Source organism: Candidatus Eisenbacteria bacterium (genome assembly GCA_016235265.1).
Lineage (GTDB): Bacteria > Eisenbacteria > RBG-16-71-46 > RBG-16-71-46 > JACRLI01 > JACRLI01.
The window spans coordinates 1-18,847 of sequence record JACRLI010000012.1 but is presented as its reverse complement, the minus strand read 5'-3'; the positions used below and the strand labels follow the sequence as shown (position 1 = coordinate 18,847).

Genomic DNA, 18,847 nt, shown 5'->3' with positions numbered 1-18,847 from the left:
CCGCCGACCGGACGAAGGGGAGGGAATCCACCATGAGCAGCAAGTCCCTGGCCGCGGCGCCCGCCGTGGCGGCACTGCTGTGCCTCACAGTCATCCCCGCCCGCGCAGGCGCGCTGCAGAGCGTGTGGGCCGGGCAACCGGTCCCCTTCGACAGCAGCGGCGCCTCCTGGAGCCCGCGCCTCGCCGACACCGACGTGCAGGGCGTGCGCCTGGCCGCGTGGAACGACTCTCATTTCCTGTACCTGTGCTTCGAATTCCACGGTGCGCCCGCATCGCGCGCCGTGATGCGCTCGGGTCTCACCGTGTGGCTGGACGCGCGCGGCAAGGAGAAGAAGGAATTCGGGGTCCACTATCCGATGGGCCTCGCCACCATGGGCCTCATGCTTGTGGGCGGCCCGGAAGGCGGCGGGCGAGACAGGATGCGTGGACGCGCGCCCCAGGAGGGCGACGAGGCCGGCAATCCGCCGGACGCGCCTCCGGGGGAAGCCCCCGCCCCGCCGGACTCAGTCGCGCGCGAAGCCGAGCGCGCCGCGCGCAGGACCCAGCTCGCGAGGCTGCAGCAGGAGATGCTGCACGAAGCCGAGATCATCGGGCCCGCGAAAGATAACCGGCGCCGGGTACTGACCAGCGAGCTCACGGACCTGACGGTGACCGTGGCCTGCCGCGATTCCGTGGTGCTGTACCGGCTGTGCGTGCCGTTCTCCACCAGTGCCGCAGGGCCATACGCGCTGCGTCTCGAGGAGCGCGACCAGGAGATCGCGGTCGGCTTCGAGTGCTCGCGTCCGCAGCGGTCAATGCGGGGTGGCGGGGAGGGTGTGGAGGGCCGGGGCCGCGGAATGCGTGGAGGAGGGGGGGGCGGCGGCTGGGATGCTGGGCGCGGTCGCGGCCCGCGCGGCGAGGGCCGGGGAGGCCCGCGTGGCGGCCCCGGCGGCGAGGGCCGCTTCGGGGGCGAGCGCATGGATGCCGAGTTCGATGCCTGGGTCAGGGTGAAGCTGGCGGAGGCAGAGCCCGCCGCGAAGTGATTCGTGCAGGCCGGGATGAGGAACCGGCCCGCGCCGGCCTGCGGCCGACCACCTTGGCTATGGCGGAGGGTGGTGCCGACATGTAACATGATACCGCCGGATCGAGATCGCGATGCGACGACGCCCCGGCTCGCGAACCGTAACGGAATCACCCGTGCTTGTTGGTCGTCGCCACTTGCGTTGTCGGCCCAATCGGACCGGCCGCGCCCAGGTCTTAAGGCGTGCACCGATGGGAAAGGCCGCGCTCCCGTCGCCAGCCGAGCAGCCCGGGTCCCGCGCGCCGTGCGGGATCTCCCGGGGCGACCCACATGCCCTCGATCCTGCACCCTCCCATTCGCTTCGACGTCTCCGATATCTCACGCTCGTCGCAATCCTGTGCGCCGGGTTCTCCCCGGGCTGCAACCACGAGGCCGAAGACAAGGGACCGCGGTTCGGGACCCGGGCGCCCACGGCCGAATTGCCGGTCTACCGCCTCGCCATTCACCCCCTGCACAATCCTGCCCGGCTGCTGCAGGCGTACCAGCCGCTGGTGGACTACCTGAACACCCGCGTGCCCCACGCAAGACTGGTGCTGGAAGCATCCCGGGACTACGGCACCTTCGAAGAGAAGTACCGGGACCGCCGGCCGGACTTCCTCCTGCCCAACCCGTGGCAGACGCTGCAAGCGATGAAGGCCGGGTATCACGTGATCGCCATGGCGGGCCAGCCCCGGGATTTCAAGGGCCTCATCGTGGTGCGCGTGGACAGCCCCATCCGGCGGCCCGCCGACCTCAAGGGGAAGGCGGTGAGCTATCCCTCTCCCACCGCCCTGGCCGCCTGCGTCATGCCGCAGTACTTCCTGCACCGCCACGGAGTTGACGTCACCCGGGACATCGAGAACCGGTACGTCGGCTCCCAGGAGTCCTCGATCATGAACGTCTACCTGGGGCAGACGGCGGCCGGCGCCACCTGGCCGCCGCCCTGGCGGGCCTTCCAGCGGGATCATCCGAAGGAGGCGGCGATGCTCAAGTGCATCTGGGAGACCGAATCACTGCTGAACAACTCGGTCATGGCGCGCGACGACATCCGCGCCGACGTGCGCGAGCAGGTCCGCGCGCTCCTGCTCGGGCTGGAAGGCGCGCCCGGGGGGCGGGAAATCCTCGACGGGATGGAAACGGGCGGCTTCCTTCCCGCGACGGACCGGGACTACGACGCGGTCCGCCGCTACGTGGCCCGCTTCGAGCGGGAGGTCCGGCCCGTGGAGACACGCTGATGTTCCTGCGGCTCGTCCGTTTCCTGTTCGGCACGCTCCGGGGCAGGCTGATCCTCGGTGTGGCGGCGGTGCACGCGGTGATGATGGCCCTGTTCATCTTCGACCTCACCATGCGCCAGCGCGCCATGCTCCTGGACCGGCAGGTGGAGGAGGCGGCGGCGCTGGCTCACGCGCTGGCCACCTCCGCGGCGGGCTGGATCGCCGCGGACGACATTTCCGGCCTGCAGGAACTGGTGGAAGCCCAGCACCGCTACCCGGAGCTCCTCTACGCCATGCTGACCGACGACCAGGGCCGCGTGCTCGCGGACACCGACAAGTCCAAGCTGGGGCTGTACATGCTCGATGTGCCGCAGGCCACGCGCCCGGTGGTGTTCTCACGGGCGGCGCGACTGGTGGACGTGGCCGCCCCGGCCATGGTCCGCGGCCGTCACGTGGGCTGGGCCCGGGTGGGCGTGGGCCAGAGGGCGGCCGGCGAGAGGCTCGCGCACATCACCCGCAGCGGCATCGCCTACGCCCTCGCGGCGATCGTGGTCGGTTCGGTCATCGCGTGGATGATGGGGCGCCGGATCACCCGCAGGCTCTACGCGGTCCAGGACACGATCAACCGGGTGCGTGCGGGCAACCGCGGTGCCCGCTCCTCGATCACCGGCGTGGACGAGGCCGCCGTGATGGCGCACGAGTTCAATTCCATGCTGGACGCCCTGGCGGAGCGGGACCTGGACCTTCGGGCCAGCGAGGAGAAGTACCGCGGGCTGGTGCGGAGGATCCGGGCCGCGATCCTGGTCCACGGGGCGGACACCCGGATCCTGATGAGCAACCCCCTGGCCCAGGATCTCCTCGGCCTGACCGAGGAGCAGTTGCTGGGCCGGGAGGCCACGGATCCGTGCTGGCAGTTCACACGGGAGGACGGGACCACGATGCCCCCGGGTGAGTTCCCCGTCAGCCGGGTGCTGACCTCGGGGCAGCCGCTCCGGGACGCCGTCCTGGGCGTGCGTCGTCCCGCCACGGGAACCGACGTGTGGGTCCTGGTCAGCGCCGATCCGGTGCGCGACGAGCGCGGGGCCGTCGAGCAGGTCATCGTCACCTTCGTGGACATCACCGACCGCAGGCTGGCGGAGGAAGCGCTGCGCCGGCTGAACCGGGAACTGCGGGCCATCAGCGACTGCAACCAGGCCCTGATGCGGGCGCAGGACGAACAGGCGCTGCTCCTCGAAGTCTGCGGGATCATCTGCGACGAGGCGGGCTACCGCATGGCGTGGGTCGGCTACGCCGGGCTGGATCCGGCCAGGACGCTCCGGCCCGTGGCATGGGCGGGAGCGGAAGACGGCTATCTCACAGGTTTCAAGGTGAGTTGCGCCGGGGGCTCGGAAGGCGGGCAGGGGCCCGCCGCGACGGCGATCCGAACCGGGGATGTGGTCTACCTCCAGGACTTCATGGTGGATGCCCACCTGGACCCGGGGCGGGAGGGCGCCCTGCGGCGCGGTTACCGATCCGGGATCGCCCTGCCGCTCAAGGACAGTGGCGGATCCGTGTTCGGCGCGCTGGTGATCTACTCCGCCGAGCCGGACGCCTTCACCCCGCACGAAACGCGGCTGCTGGAAGAGCTGGCCGGAGACCTGGCTTTCGGCATCGTGACGTTGCGCACCCGCGTCGAGGGCGCGCGGGCGGAGGAGGAGCGGGCCCGGCTGAGGCAGCACCTGCAGCAAAGTCAGAAGATGGAGGCCATCGGCCGGCTGGCCGGCGGTGTGGCCCACGACTTCAACAACCTGCTCACGGTCATCAACGGCTACAGCGAGCTGGCCCTGGGGCAGCTGGCGAAGGGCGATTCGCTGCAGGGTGATCTCCAGCAGATCCAGGCGGCAGGGCGCCGCGCGGCGGAACTGACCCAACAGCTGCTGGCGTTCAGCCGGATGCAGGTGGTGCAGCCGAGGGTGATCACGCTGAACGACCAGGTGAGGGACGCCGAGAAGATGTTGAAGCGGGTGATCGGCGAGAACATCGAGCTGGTGTGCTCGCTGGATCCGGCCTTGGACACGATCCGGGCCGACCCGGGGCAGATTCACCAGATCCTCATGAACCTGGTGGTCAACGCCCGGGATGCCATGCCCTCCGGGGGCCGCGTGGTGCTGGAGACGCGCAACGAGGTCGTGGAAACGGTCACGGCCGCGCACGGCTGGACGCTGGAGCCGGGCCGCTACGCCGTGCTCTCGGTGAGCGACACGGGAGTCGGCATGAGCGAGGAGGTGATGAACCGGGTCTTCGAGCCGTTCTTCACCACCAAGGAGCCGGGCAAGGGGACCGGCATGGGGCTGGCCACGGTGTTCGGGATCGTGCAGCAGGCGGGCGGGTTCATTTCGGTTTCCAGCCGGCCGGATCACGGCACGGCGTTCACCATCTACTTCCTGCGCGTGACGGAGGAGGGGGCGGAGCCGACCCGGCCCGCCGCGGGAGAAACGAGGGCGCGGGGGGATGAGACCATCCTGGTGGTGGAGGACCAGCAGGAGGTGCGCGGGCTGATGCTCGCCAACCTCCGGAGCCTGGGCTACCGCGTGCTGGAGGCTCAGAATGGCGAGGATGCCCTGAGGGTCTGCGAAACGCACCCGGGACCGATCCACCTGGTCATCACGGACGTGGTCATGCCGCGGATGAGTGGACCCACGATGGCGTCCCGCCTGGTGCTCATGCGGCCGGACTCCCGGGTGCTGTTCGTCTCGGGGTACTCGGAGAATCTCGAGTTGCAGGGGGACTCGCCGCAGATGTGCTTCGACTACCTGCAGAAACCCTTCAGCCTGGAAGGGCTGGCCCGCAGCGTGCGGGAACTCCTGGACCGGTCGCGCGCGATGACCTAGGCGCGCGGGATCGGCTCGATGGGTCGCGCCGCGTCCCGGTGGCGCGGGAGCGTCCGGCCGGCTCGCGCCGGCCTATGCCCCCGAACCGCCCTCGACCGCCTCGTTCAGTTCCTCGGGCGCCACGATGGGCGGACCGGAGCCCTCGCCTTCCGCGGCCGCCTTGGCGAGATTGCGCGACTGGCGCTCCTCGCGCTTGCGGTTGGCCTTGGCCGCGCGTTTGATCTCCTTCTGTCTCTTCAGCATGGACGGCATTCTGTTTGCTGCCACGGCTGCTCCCTTCCTGTCAGGCCCGCCACCCGGTTCGCCGGGTATTCCGGCCCGGGCGGCAGACTCCTCGAACTCGAGCTTCCAACAGCCTCGCGTACCCCCAGTTTACACGGCATTGCCTCCCGGTGATAGAATGCGTTCTTCGCAGTTCCCGCGGACCATCGAACATCGGGGGGCCCAACCGTCATGCACGATGAACCAGCCCAGAAGTCGTTGCCGGAGAATGCGTACACCCCGCTGAAGCCCGGCGAGACCTACCAGCCCATCATCCCGGCGGCGACGCGACTGCCCGAACTTACCTGGCGCTCGATCCTCTGGGGGCTGTTCCTGTGCATCGTGTTCACCGTGGCCTCGGCCTATTCGGGGCTGAAGGTGGGGCAGGTCATGGAGGCCGCGATTCCCATCTCGATCCTGGCCATCGGCCTGGCGCGGGTGTACCCCCGCCGCTCCACGCTGCTCGAGAACGTGATCATCACCGGCATCGGCGGCGTGTCGGGCTCGGTGGTGGCGGGCGCCATCTTCACCCTGCCGGCGCTCTACATCCTGAACCTGAACCCGCACCCGGTGCAGAGCATCTTCATCTGCCTCGCCGGAAGCTGCCTGGGGATCCTGTTCCTGATCCCGCTGCGCCGCTACTTCGTGCGCGAGACCCACGGCGAGTTCGCCTACCCCGAGGCCACCGCCATCACCGAGGTGCTGGTCACCGGCGAAAAGGGCGGCTCGCAGGCGGCGCTGTTGCTCCAGGCGACCGGCATCGCGGCGGTGTACGACTTCTTCGTGACCACCTTCCAGGTGTGGCGCGAGACGATCAACTTCCAGTTCCTCCCGGTCGTGAAGGGCCTGGCCGAACGGGGGCGGGTGGTGGTCAACTTCGACGCCATCGGCTTCATCCTGGGCCTGGGATACGTGATGGGGCTCCGCTCCTCGATGATCCTGTGCGCGGGAGGGGTGCTGGCGAATTTCGTGGTGGTGCCCCTCATCTGGATGATGGGCCAGCACTCCCCGGAACTGGTGGTCTACCCGGGGGCGATCCCCGTCGCGGACATGACCGCCGCGCAGATCTTCCGCTCCTACGTGCGACTCATGGGCGTGGGGGCCATCGCCTCGGCGGGCATCATCGGCATCATCAAGTCGCTGAAGATCGTGTGGGGATCGTTCGCGGTGGCCGCCAAGGCCTTCCGCGGAGGCGAGCACTCGGGCCTCGAGCGCACCGACCGGGACCTGCCCATCATGGGCATGCTGCTCGGCGTGGTGCTCAGCGCCGTGGCGGTGGCGGTGTTCATGGGCACGCTCGGCGCTTCCGTGGCGGTGCTGGCGGCGGGCCTGGGGCTGGTGCTGGTGTTCTCGTTCTTCTTCACCTCGGTGGCGGCCAACGCCATCGCCACCACCGCGCGCAACCCGGTCTCGGGCATGACCATGCTCACCATCATCATCTCGAGCGTGGTGCTGCTCCGGTTCGGGGTCTCGGGCACCTCCGGGATGTTCTTCGTGATGGCCATCGCCGGCATGGTCTGCACCGCGGTGTCGGTTTCGGGACAGACCATCACCGATCTCAAGGCGGGCTACTGGCTCGGCTCCACGCCGTCGGCGCAGCAAAAGGTGAAGTTCCTCGGGGCCGTTGCCGCCGCGGTGGCCGCCGGGCTTACCATCGTGATGCTCTCGCGCACCTTCCAGTTCGGGGAGGCCGCGGCCGGAGACCTGCGCCCGGTGCTGGCCTCGCCGCAGGCCGCGATCATGAAGGAGCTGGTGAGCAACTTCATGAGCCAGCAGCCCATCGCCTACATACTGTTCGGCACCGGGATCATGGTGACGCTGCTGCTCGAGATGCTGGGCGCGCCCTCGCTCATCTTCGCGCTGGGCATGTACCTGCCGCTGGAGCTCAACTCGCCCGCGCTGGTGGGCGGCTTCCTGCACCACCTGGTGACGCGCCGCTCCGAGAAGGCCGGCGGGCGCGACGGGAGCCGCATGCGGGAGCGGGGCGTGATCATCGCTTCGGGCCTGATGGCCGGCGGCGCGCTGGGTGGTGTCTTCGGGGCCGCGTTGCGGCTGTTCCCCTGGTTCCGGGAGGACCTGGTGAAGACCCCGTTCTTCGACAACGACCCCGTCTCGCAGATGATCTCGGCGGGGATGTTCGTGGCGCTGTGCGCGTACCTGTGGTGGGGGGCGCTGGCGAAGCCGGGGAAGGCGGAGAAGGCGGGGACGTAGCCGCGATCGCACGGCGGTTCGAGTTCGGGGTCATCCCCGCGAGGCGGTGCGCTCGAGTCGCCCCTGCACGGCGACGCGATTGAGTCATGCCCGCACGGCAGCGGGAGGGAGGGTACGTGTCCGATCACGATTGGGTGGAGGGGTTTCCCGGCGCCGTCACGGTGTGCGATCTCCAGGGGATCATCCTGTCCATGAACCAGCGCTCCGTGGAGGTCTTCGCGGCGGACGGCGGGCGCGAGCTCCTGGGCACCAACGCCCTCGACTGTCATCCCGAGCCCTCCCGGACCCGCATGGCCGAGCTGCTGGCCACGGGGGCGACAAACGTCTACACCATCGAGAAGGCCGGGGTGAAGAAGCTGATCTTCCAGGCGCCGTGGTTCCGGGGAGGCGTGCGAGCCGGGATCGTCGAGCTGGCGCTCGAGATTCCCGGGAGCCTGCCGCACTTCGTGCGCGGCGGTTGAGCATCCGGCGACGACGAATTCCGGCCACGAGACCTCGAAATTCGGCGCGCCGCTGATCCGGCGCGTTCAATAACATGAGTTGTCAATTGTACTATCGGGGTCGATCGGCGTACTCAGTTGTCCAGCCGGGGGACGCCACCCACGCCCCTCCCTCGCGCTAAGTAGCTGATCTTTCAACAGTCCTCCTCTCTGGCATGGGACTTGAGTCCCTGTGCCTTCACACGGGGCAGCCGGGCCGGCCGCAGGATGCCCGGCGGCACCCGTGAGAGTGGAGGACACCATGAAGACCATCCTTCCGCACGCTTCGATCACCTGTGCCCGACGCGGCCGCCGGATCGCGGTGCCCTGGATCCTCGTGGCCACGGCGGGCATCTTCTTCGCGGTCCCCTCGTTGGCCGAAACCTCCGCGGCACCGGGCGGACAGCTGATCCCCTCCGTCGGCATGACCCGGTCCGTCGATGGGGATCAGGCCCGCGCGTCCGTGGGCATCGCCGCGCGGGCCCCGCTGATGCCGGGGCTGCTCGACGCCGAACTGGGCGTGTCCTACCGCAGCCAGCAGTACTACGGCGGTACGATGACCGTCCGGAGCTGGCCGCTCACCGCCTCCGCGTGGCTCACCCCGATGCGTCCGCTGTACGCGGGCGGGGGCGTGGGGTGGTACAACACTTCCTACCGCTATTCCGCCGGATCCCCCGGCGAGGATCGGACCACGCAGAAGCTCGGCCTGCACCTCGGCGGTGGGATGCAGTTGCCGCTCGGGCGCAGCGTGGCGCTCGACGCCTCCGGCCGCTACATCTTCCTGGGCAAGGAAGACAGCGGGCTGTTCCCCGACAAGTACAACCCCGATTCCTGGGTGACCTCCGTCGGGCTGGCCATCCGCTTCTAGCCCGTTCGAAGGCCGCCGGGATTCGCAGGTGGCCGTGGTGGCCGCAACTCCCCCCGAGGAGGACGTCATGAACGGATTGACGCGCAGGTGGATTGTCGCGTCGGTCGCGTTGCTGGCGGCCGGCGGAGTGGCCGGTGCGACGCTGACCGGATATCACCGAACACCGTTGCGGAATACGGCAGTTTCCACGGAGCCGACACGCGGCTTGCTGGTGTCCACCGACGCCTACGATCGGCACGAATCCCCGGTCACCCTGGTGGCCGGGATGCGGGCCTTCGCCCGGATGCAGTCGCGCATCTCGAGCGAGAGCGCGCGGGTGGGCGATGAGTTCCAGGCCACGCTGACGGATCCGTGGCTGCTCGGCAGCCGCGTGGTGGTGCCGGCGGGCACCCGGGTCCTCGGCGAGGTGTCCGAGGTTGAGCCGACCGGCCGCGGCAAGCACAAGGCCCGGCTCGTCCTGCGCTTCACGCGCCTGGAGCCGGAGGACGGGGAGCCGGTGCCGCTGGAGGCCGCGCTCATCGGTGGCGGCGCGCTCGTGGGCGGCATCGTGGGCAAGATCACCGGGAACGCCGGGCGCGGGGCGGTGCTGGGCGCGGCCGCGGGGACCGGCGCGGCCGTCGCCACCAAGGGCGAGCCCGTGGTGATTCGCCCCGGTCGCGCGCTTCGCGTTGTCCTGCAGCGCGACGTGCGCATCCCGGTGCCGTCCACGCGGTCCTGAGGGGTGAGGGCGGGGTAGTCGCGGCCGGCTGGGAGGGAGCCTTCCAGCCGGCCGCGAGCGTGTCCGGCATGCAGGCCGTCCAGGGACCCCACCCGGCCCCGCGGGCGGCCGGATTGACCGCTCCTCGAGTCCTCCGCTAGCTTCCAGTGCAAAGGCATCCCCGGCATCCCGCGCCGATCCCGTATTCCACCCGAACCAGGAGCACCCCCGATGTCCGACTGTTCGCGTTTCGCCCCGCGGCCCGCGTCGCTCCTGGCCGCGCTGGCCGTGTTGCTTGCCGCTGCCGCCGTCGCCGCTGCCGCCCCGGATCCCGCGCCCTTGCCCGCCTACACCCCGGACGCCAACACGCCCCGTTCCGCGGTGCCCGACGTCTACAAGTGGGACCTCTCGCCCATGTTCGCGTCGGACGCGGCCTGGGAGCAGGGGCGGGTCGCGCTCCTCGCGGACATCCCGCAGCTCAGCAAGTACAAGGGCAGGCTGGCCGACCCGAAGGCGCTGCTGGCCTGCCTCGGCCTGTACTTCCGGCTGCACGGGGAGGTCAACCGTCTCACGCTGTACGCCAACCTGCGCCAGACCACGGCCCAGTCGGACGATCGCGCCGGGGCCATGAACGACCACGGGCTGGCGGCCATGGACCGGCTGACCTCGGCCGCCTCGTTCATCCGGCGCGAGGTGCAGACCCTGTCCCGCAACGCCGTGGCGAAGGCCTTCACGTCCCAGCCGAAGCTGGCCCCGTACCGCGCCTACGTGGAGGGCCTGCGCCGCCGTGCGCCGCGCCTGCTGAGCCCGGACGCGGAGAGGGCCCTGGGGCTGCTGGGGGACAACCTGTGGGCGGAGATCGACCTGAACGAGATTCCCTCCGCCCTGGAGACGTGCCACTCGGCGCTGCTCACCGACATCCCGTGGCCCGTGGTGAAGGACGCGCACGGCAAGGACGTCCAGCTCACCCTCTCCAACTACTCGCTCTTCCGTCAATCGCCCAGCCGCGACGTCCGCAAGGGCGCGGTGGAGGCGCTCCTGGCCACGCTGCGCCAGTACCAGCGCTCCCTGGCGACCACGCTGGCCGGCCAGTTCAAGCTGGATGTGGCCTATGCCCGCGCGCGCAATTACGACACCGCGCTGGAGGCGTACACCGACAAGGACGAAGTCTCGACCGCCGTCTACGACAACCTCGTCCGCACGGTGAACGCGCACCTGCCGCTGCTGCACCGCTACATGGCGTTGCGCAAGCAGACCCTCGGTCTGCCGGAACTGCACCTCTACGACCTCTACATCCCGCTGACCGAGGAGGTGCAGGAGGACGTGCCGTACGCCCAGGCGGAGAAGACGCTGGTTGAGGCGCTCGCCCCACTGGGTCCCGCCTACACCCGGCGGCTCGCGGAGGGCCTCGACCCGCACAACGGCTGGCTCGACCTCTACCCGCACAAGGACAAGGACAGCGGCGCATCCTCGTCGAACGTGTACGGCGCCCACCCGTTCGTGAAGATGAACTACCAGGACAAGCTGGACGACATGTCCACTCTGGCCCACGAGATGGGCCACGCCCTGCACAGCGACATGGCCATGAAGGCACAGTCCTATCCCGACGCGCGCTACGTGACCTTCCTGGCCGAGATCGCCTCCACCTGCAACGAGGCGCTCCTGAACGACTACCTCGTGGCCCACTCGAAGAGCGACGCCGAGAAGGCGTACCTCCTCGTGGACCGCCTGGAGACCATGCGGGGAACCATCTTCCGCCAGACCCTGTTCGCGGAATTCGAGCGCGCGGTGCACGGCTACGTGGAGAAGGGCGTTCCGGTCACGGCCACCCTGCTCGACTCCACCTACTCGGAGCTGGTGCGCCGCTACTACGGCCCGGCCTACACGCTGGGTGAGAACGACGGCATGGAATGGGCGTACATCCCGCACTTCTTCTTCAAGTACTACGTCTACCAGTACGCCACCGGGCTCACCAGCGGCATCGCCATCGCCGACCGGGTGCGCCAGCTGGGGCCGCCGGCCGCGGAGGCCTACCTGGGAATGCTCAAGGGCGGCTGTTCGGAGCCGCCGCTCACGCTGCTGCGGAAGGCCGGCGTGGACCTGACCCAGCCCGCCCCCATCGAAGCGGCCATGCACGCGTTCGAGCGCACGCTGGGCGAGGTGGAGAAGCTGGTGGGGAAGAAGTAGGACCGCAGAGGCCGAGCCGGGCCTGCAGCACCGAAGCCGCACCACCTCAGTCTGGGAAACCGGGGGCGGTCGCCCCCTGCACGGCCGCGATTGATCGCAGGAGGCGTGAGTGGATCCCATTCTCACCGAAGAGCAGCTCGCGATCCGGGACCTGGCGCGCACCATCGCCGAAGAGAAGGTCAAACCGGTCCGGGCGAAGTATGACGAGGCGGGCACCTTCCCCTGGGACATCGTGAAGGAGCTGGCGAAGGTGGACCTGTTCCGCGTGTTCATCCCCGCCCAATACGAGGGCATGGTCGAGAGCGGCTACGGCATCACCAACATGTGCCTGGCCACCGAGGAGCTGTCCAAGGCCTGCGCGGGCATCGCGCTGGCCTTCGCCGGCACCGCGCTGGGCACCTTCCCGATCCTGCTGTTCGGCTCCGACGCGCAGAAGCAGAAATACCTCCCCCAGATCGCCTCCGGGAGCCGGCTGGCGGCGTTCGGGCTGACCGAGCCCATGGCCGGCTCCGACGCCGGCGCCCAGCGCACCACCGCGCGCAAGGACGGTGACGACTACGTGCTCAACGGCACCAAGGTCTTCATCACCAACGGGGGGGAGGCCGACATCTACACCACCGTGGCGCTGACCGACCCCAAGAAGGGTGCGCGCGGAGCGTCGTGTTTCATCATCGAGAAGGGCACGCCGGGGTTCACCTTCGGGAAGACGGAGCACAAGATGGGCATCCGCGCGTCCGCCACGCGCGAACTGGTCTTCGAGGACGCCCGCGTGCCGAAGGAGAATCTCCTGGGGCGCGAGGGCCAGGGCTTCGTGGTGGCCATGAAGACCTTCGATGTCTCGCGGCCCGGCGTGGCCGCTCAGGCGCTCGGGATCGCCGAGGGGGCGCTGGAGGAGGCGCTGCGCTACGCGCACCAGCGCAAGCAGTTCGGGCAGAGCATCGTGAACTTCCAGGGTCTGCAGTGGATGCTGGCCGACATGGCCACGCAGGTCGAGGCGGCCAAGGCCCTGATCTACTCCGTCGCCGCCCGCGTGGACGCCGGGGACATGCGGGACGTCGGCTCCCTCTCCGCGATGGCCAAGATGTACGCCAGCGACGTGGCCATGAAGGTCACCACCGACGCGGTGCAGATCCTGGGTGGCTACGGCTACATGAGCGACTACCCGGTGGAGAAGATGATGCGCGACGCCAAGATCACCCAGATCTACGAAGGCACCAACCAGATCCAGCGCAACGTGATCGGCTCGTGGCTGGCAAAGGAGGCGGCGCGGCTGGCGCGGTGAGGCCCGGAGTTCCGGCTCCGGGAGCGCCCAAGTCCCGTGAATAGAACATTTTGTGGATTTCGAGGGAATCGCGGACCGGTCTCCCTACATCCCAAGAACTGACGGTCCAGTCGCATCTGCGGAGCGGGGGCATCCCCGCTCCGCTTCCGCTCACCCGTCTCCCGCATTTCGATCGAGGCTGGCCGCCACGTCGAGGCCCCCATGCCCCTGTCCATTGGTTCGCGCTTCGGTCCGTATGAAGTCCTTGCACCCCTCGGCGCCGGCGGCATGGGTGAAGTGTACCGGGCCCGCGACAACCGGCTCGGCCGCGACGTCGCGCTCAAGGTCCTGCCGCAGCACCTCGCCGCCACCCCGGAACTGCGCGCGCGCTTTGAACGCGAGGCGAAGTCCATCTCCAGCCTCAATCACCCGCACATCTGCACGCTCTTCGATGTCGGCCGCGAGGGTGACGTCGATTTCCTGATCATGGAGCTGGTGGAAGGGGAGACGCTGGAGGCGCGGCTGGCGAAGGGCGCCCTTCCCGCCGAGCAGGTCCTCAAGCTGGGGGCGGAGATCGCGGACGCGCTGGACAAGGCGCACAAGGCCGGCATCATCCACCGCGACCTCAAGCCCGGCAACATCATGCTCACGCGCAACGGCGCCAAGCTGATGGACTTCGGGCTGGCCCGCGCCACCGGCCTGGAGGGCCCGGGCACGGGCAGCGGACTCACCATGGCCGCGCTCACGCAGTCGCCGACGATCGCCAAGCCCCTGACCGTCGAGGGCACCCTGGTGGGCACGTTCCAGTACATGTCCCCGGAGCAGCTCGAGGGGCGCGACGCGGACTCGCGCAGCGACATCTGGGCGTTCGGCTGCGTGCTCTTCGAGATGGCCACCGGCAAGCGTGCGTTCGAGGGCCGCAGCCAGGCCAGCCTCATCAGCGCGATCATGGAGCGCGTGCCGTCCTCGGTGTCCCAGGTGGCGCCCACGGCCCCGCCGGCGCTGGACCGCCTGGTCTCCCAGTGCCTGGCCAAGGACCCCGAGGACCGCTGGCACAGCGCCGCGGACATCCGCCGCGAACTGGAGTGGATCGCCACGGCGGGCTCGCAGGCGGGCGTGCCGGTCACGGTGTCCGCCCGCCGCAAGGGCCGCGAGCGCCTCGCGTGGGCGCTCTCCGCGGGGCTGGCGCTGCTGTCCCTGGGGCTGGCCGCCTGGATGGCCACGCACCCGGTGCCCTCCACGCCGGCGACCCGGTTCAGCGTGATGCCCACCAACGGCATCCGCACCATGCAGTGGCCGCGAATCTCGCCCGACGGGCGCACGCTGGCCTTCCTCGCCACCGACACCAGCGGGAAGGCGCTGATCTGGGTCCGCCCGGTCCACACCCTGACGGCCACTGCGCTCGCGGGCACCGAGGGAGCGGGCCGGCCGTTCTGGTCCCCGGACAGCCGCTACCTCGCCTTCATGGTGGGCACGCAACTGAAGAAGATCCCGGCCGCCGGCGGCCCGGCGCAGCTGATCTGCGACGCCCGATCGGCCGCGGACGGCTGCTGGGGCTCGAAGGGCGTGATCCTGCTCGACGGGACCACCAGCGACAGTATCCGGCAGGTGAACGCGGAGGGCGGCGAAATCACCGCCGCCACCACGTTGAACCACAAACGCGGCGAGACCTCGCACGCCTGGCCCGCGTTCCTTCCCGACGGCCGGCATTTCCTGTTCCTCGCGAACAGCCCCTCGCGCGACAGCACCCGGCTCTGTGTCGGCTGCCTCGGATCGAAGCAAGTGAAGGTGCTGGGCGCCGGCGCGACCCGCATGGAGTTCGCCCCGCCCGGCTTCGTGGTCTACGGCGCCGAGGGCACCCTGATGGCGCGCCCGTTCGACACCCGTTCCCTCCAATTCCGCGGCGAACCGTTCCCGGTGGCCGAGCGGGTGGAGTCCTCCGGCGACCTGGTCCATTTCTCGGTCTCGAACACCGGCGTGATCACCTTCATGCCCAGCGGCGCGGGCGAACGCAGCCGGCTGGTGTGGCTGGACCGGACCGGAAGGGAAGTGGGTCACGTTGGAGGTCCCGCGGCGTACGGCGACTTCGCCATCTCCCCCGATGGCTCCCGCGTGTGTTACGGACAGGTGGACCCCGGCACGCGCACCTCCGACCTGTGGGTGTGGGACTCGCGTCGGGAGGTGGCCACCAAGCTGACCTTCGACCCGAAGACGAGCGAGATCTGGCCGGTGTGGGCCCCGGACGGCTCGCGGATCGCGTACGCGTCCGACACGAGGGGAACTTACACCGTGTGGACGCTGCCTGCCTCCGGCACGGGGGAACCGCGCGAAGTGTGCCGCTCCAGCGGGCCCACCGGGCCCTCGGGCTGGCCAGGGGCGGGGCCGATGCTGGTGCTGAATTACGACGACGGCGCGCCACGGATCTGCACCGCCTCCGCGGACACCCTCGGGCCGCCGCGCCCCCTGATTGGCGGGAAGGCCGGCTACACCGGCGCGCAGCTTTCACCGGACGGCAGGTGGATCGCCTACCGATCCGACGAGTCGGGGCGGGGCGAGATCTACGTGCAGTCCTTTCCGCCCTCGGGCGGAAAGTGGCAGGTCTCCATCCAGGGCGGGGGCCAGCCGTTCTGGCGCGGAGACGGCAAGGAACTGTACTACCGGGACCGCTCCAACGGCGTGATGGCCGTCCCCGTGAGCACCTCGACCGGGTTCGAAGCGGGCATCCCGGTGCGGCTCTTCGAGCGCCCCGCCGCCGGCGGCAACATCATCCGGAACCGGATCGCCCCCAGCGCCGACGGCCAGCGCTTCCTGATGAACGTGCCCGAGGAGAGCGGTGCGCTGGCCACGTTCACGGTGGTGCAGGGGTGGACTTCCGAGATCCGGAGGAAGTAGGGGGATGAGAGCGATGGAGACGCGATGAACCTGGATCCCGGAACCCGGCTCGGCCCCTACGAGATCGCCGGCCCGCTGGGCGCGGGCGGCATGGGCGAGGTGTACCGGGCTCGCGACACGAGGCTGGGGCGCGACGTGGCGCTCAAGGTGCTGCCCGCGGCCTTCGCGCTCGACGCCGAACGGCTGGCTCGCTTCGAGCGAGAGGCGCGCACCGTGGCCGGGCTGAGCCATCCGAACATCGTGGTGCTGCACTCCATCGAGGCGGCCGGGGACCACCGGTTCCTCACCATGGAACTCGTGGAGGGCCAGACCCTCGACCGGCTGGTGACCCCGGGCGGGCTGCCGGTGGCGCGCGTCGTCGAGCTCGCGCTCGCGCTCTCCGACGCGCTGGCGGCGGCGCACGCGAAGGGCGTGGTGCACCGCGACCTCAAGCCGGCGAACGTGATGGTGACCCGCGAAGGGCGGGTCAAGGTCCTCGATTTCGGCCTCGCCAAGCTGGCCGATTCCCACGCGGGACTGGACGCGACCCTGGCGCTGACTCTGGACTCGCCGGTGTCCTCGGCCGGCCAGGTCGTGGGCACGGTGCCGTACATGGCGCCGGAGCAGGTGCGGGGCGAGCCGTCGGACGCGCGCACCGATCTCTTTGCGCTTGGCGTGGTGCTGTACGAGCTGACCTGCGGGCACCGGCCCTTCAGGGGGGACACCCCGGCGGACGTGAGCTCGGCGATACTGAGGGACGCGCCCGCGCCGCTCGGCACCGTCCGCGAGGGACTGCCCGGGGAACTGGAGCGCATCGTGGACCGGTGCCTCGCCAAGGATCCGGGCGGCCGGTTTCCGTCGGCGCTCGAAGTGCACAATGAACTGCACCGGCTCAAGCGGACGCTGGAGCGGGGCGGGCCCGCCCCCGCGAAGACGGGGGCGGAGGAGTTGCCCTCCATCGCGGTGCTGCCGTTCGTGAACATGAGCCGCGACGAGGAGAACGAGTACTTCTCCGACGGGCTGGCGGAGGAACTCCTGAACGTGCTGGCGAAGATCCGCGGGCTGCGCGTGGCGGCGCGCTCGTCGTCCTTCGCATTCAAGGGCAAGGGGGCCGCGGTGGCCGAGGTGGGCCGGGCGCTGGGCGTGGCGACGGTGCTGGAAGGCAGCGTGCGCAAGGCGGGCAACCGGGTCCGCATCGGCGTGCAACTGGTAAAGGTCGCGGACGGCTTTCACCTGTGGTCGGAGACCTACGACCGCACCCTCGAGGACATCTTCGCGGTGCAGGACGACATCGCGCAGCGGGTGCTGCGCGAGCTGCGGACCACGCTGCTGGGCGGGGAGCCGGACTCGAACGCCAGCGGGGAGGCGAAGGCGGAGGTGGCGGCGGCCGCAAAGGGCCGCGGCGGCAGCGGCGAGGCGCACCGGCTGTTCCTGCAGGGTCGCTACCTGGTGAACCGGCTCGTCCGCAACGACGTGGCCCGGGGCATCGACTGCCTGCGGCAGGCGATCGACGCGGACGCGGGACACGCGCTGGCCTGGGCCTGCCTGGCGTGGGCCCACTCCCTGGAGGCGGCCGCCGGCTTCGCCCCGGTGCTGGAGGCGAACACCCGCGCGCGAGAGGCCGCCCTGCGCTCCCTGGCCCTGGAGCCCAACCTGTCCGAAGGGCACCTGGCGCTGGGCACCGTCCAGCTCTGGTACGACTGGGACTGGAGCAGCGCCGACGCCTCCTACCGCAGGGCTCTGGCGCTGGCTCCCGGCAACGCCGAGGTGCTCCGCTCCGCCGGGCTGCTGGCCTACGACCTGGGCCGCATGGACGAGGCCCTGGATCTCTGCCGGCGTGCGATCGAACAGGATCCGCTGGCCGTTTCCAGCTACGCGTTCTACGGCCGTGTGTGCCGCGGTGCGGACCTGCCCGCGGAGGCGGAGAGGGCATTCCGCAAGGCGCTGGAGATCTCTCCCGACAGCGCCTCCTGCCGCGCGCTCCTGGCGTTGAGTCTCGCGGCCCAGGGCCGCATGGACGAGGCGCTCTCCGAGGCCCGGAACGACAAGGAGGACTGGGCGCGCCTGTACGCGCAGGCGGTGATCCATCACGCCGCGGGCCGCGCCGCGGAATCGGACCGGGCGCTGCGCGACCTCGTCGAGCGGTGCGCCTCGGACGCCGCCTACCAGGTGGCCATCGTCCACGCGGTGCGCGGCGAGACGGAGTCATCCTTCGAGTGGCTGGAGCGGGCCTACGCGCAGCGCGACTCGGGCCTGGCCATCATGAAGCCCGAGCCGCTGCTCCGCTCGCTGCACGCCGATCCGCGGTGGGCGGCGTTCATGACGAAGATGGGGCTGGCGGGCTGAAGGTTGCGTCCGCGCCCGGGCCGGCTTGGTGGTAGAATGAAGTGGTGGGACCGACCCCACGTTATTCCTGCCGCAATTGAGAGGCCTGCCATGAATCGAGCACTGCTGATCGGGGCCATCGCCACATTGGTGATGGCCGGAAGCGCCCCTCGCGCATGGTCCTTCGACTTGAAGGACGTCGTTGCGATGCACGAGGACAGCATCTCCGACGAGTTGATCATCGAGAAGATCCAGCACAGCGGGGAGTCCTTCGACCTCGACGCGGGTGACCTGCGCGAGCTCAAGGCCGCCGGGGTCTCCGACCGGGTGATCACCGCCCTGCTGCGCACCGAGGACCAGGGAGACGAGGAGGACGACGGCGGTTACCGCTACGCCCACCCCTACCGCGCCTACTCCTATGGCCCGGAAGGTGTGCGATTCTTAGTTGGAAATTGAAACGGCTCCAACCTCTGTGCTTTGATGGCGTTGCGAAGCGTCCATCAGGCGCAGACGAAAGGAGCCGTAGATGGGTAGTGTCATTCGTCGGGTTCGGAAGCGCAAGCG

At 69.8% G+C, this 18,847-nt stretch carries 13 protein-coding genes; 12 read left to right on the top strand and 1 reads right to left on the bottom strand.

The genetic code is table 11. The annotated features are described in order from the left end of the window. Positions 1–32 precede the first annotated feature (32 nt). The 3 genes from HZB25_06160 (at position 33) to HZB25_06150 (ending at position 5,123) form a co-directional block, all read left to right on the top strand. Positions 33–1,022: a hypothetical protein gene (locus tag HZB25_06160; protein ID MBI5836807.1), complete on the top strand. Its 990-nt coding sequence runs from the start codon at positions 33–35 to the stop codon at positions 1,020–1,022. A 229-nt stretch (positions 1,023–1,251) separates the two neighbouring features. Next, a complete protein-coding gene (locus tag HZB25_06155; GenBank protein ID MBI5836806.1) occupies positions 1,252–2,274 on the top strand; it encodes a phosphate/phosphite/phosphonate ABC transporter substrate-binding protein in 1,023 nt (340 codons plus the stop codon). Continuing rightward, complete coding sequence (locus tag HZB25_06150) at positions 2,274–5,123, top strand: GAF domain-containing protein (GenBank protein ID MBI5836805.1); 2,850 nt, start codon at positions 2,274–2,276, stop codon at positions 5,121–5,123. The genes HZB25_06155 and HZB25_06150 overlap by 1 nt, the downstream gene beginning before the upstream one ends. Positions 5,124–5,195: 72 nt before the next feature. Here the strand turns inward: HZB25_06150 and HZB25_06145 are convergent, their stop codons facing one another. Beyond that, positions 5,196–5,366 (bottom strand): hypothetical protein, encoded by a 171-nt coding sequence (locus tag HZB25_06145; GenBank protein ID MBI5836804.1) that lies wholly within the window; start codon positions 5,364–5,366, stop codon positions 5,196–5,198. A gap of 210 nt (positions 5,367–5,576) precedes the next feature. On the opposite strand from HZB25_06145, the gene HZB25_06140 reads away from it, so the two are divergent. The 9 genes from HZB25_06140 (at position 5,577) to HZB25_06100 (ending at position 18,739) form a co-directional block, all read left to right on the top strand. After that, entirely contained in the window at positions 5,577–7,595 is a 2,019-nt protein-coding gene (locus HZB25_06140; protein MBI5836803.1) for an oligopeptide transporter, OPT family, read from the top strand. A gap of 134 nt (positions 7,596–7,729) precedes the next feature. Further along, complete coding sequence (locus tag HZB25_06135) at positions 7,730–8,056, top strand: hypothetical protein (protein ID MBI5836802.1); 327 nt, start codon at positions 7,730–7,732, stop codon at positions 8,054–8,056. 280 nt (positions 8,057–8,336) lie between these two features. Continuing rightward, complete coding sequence (locus HZB25_06130; protein MBI5836801.1) at positions 8,337–8,942, top strand: outer membrane beta-barrel protein; 606 nt, start codon at positions 8,337–8,339, stop codon at positions 8,940–8,942. Positions 8,943–9,147: 205 nt separating this feature from the next. Further along, complete coding sequence (locus tag HZB25_06125; GenBank protein ID MBI5836800.1) at positions 9,148–9,660, top strand: TrbI/VirB10 family protein; 513 nt, start codon at positions 9,148–9,150, stop codon at positions 9,658–9,660. 210 nt (positions 9,661–9,870) lie between these two features. Then, entirely contained in the window at positions 9,871–11,826 is a 1,956-nt protein-coding gene (gene pepF / locus HZB25_06120) for an oligoendopeptidase F (GenBank protein ID MBI5836799.1), read from the top strand. A gap of 109 nt (positions 11,827–11,935) precedes the next feature. Further along, positions 11,936–13,108 carry an acyl-CoA dehydrogenase family protein gene (locus HZB25_06115; GenBank protein ID MBI5836798.1) on the top strand — a complete coding sequence of 391 codons (1,173 nt, stop codon included), beginning with the start codon at positions 11,936–11,938 and terminating at the stop codon, positions 13,106–13,108. Between the two features lie 201 nt (positions 13,109–13,309). Then, a complete protein-coding gene (locus HZB25_06110) occupies positions 13,310–15,979 on the top strand; it encodes a protein kinase (GenBank protein ID MBI5836797.1) in 2,670 nt (889 codons plus the stop codon). Positions 15,980–16,003: 24 nt separating this feature from the next. Then, positions 16,004–18,304: a protein kinase gene (locus tag HZB25_06105; protein ID MBI5836796.1), complete on the top strand. Its 2,301-nt coding sequence runs from the start codon at positions 16,004–16,006 to the stop codon at positions 18,302–18,304. A gap of 90 nt (positions 18,305–18,394) precedes the next feature. Continuing rightward, complete coding sequence (locus HZB25_06100; protein ID MBI5836795.1) at positions 18,395–18,739, top strand: hypothetical protein; 345 nt, start codon at positions 18,395–18,397, stop codon at positions 18,737–18,739. The last annotated feature ends 108 nt before the right edge of the window (positions 18,740–18,847 follow it).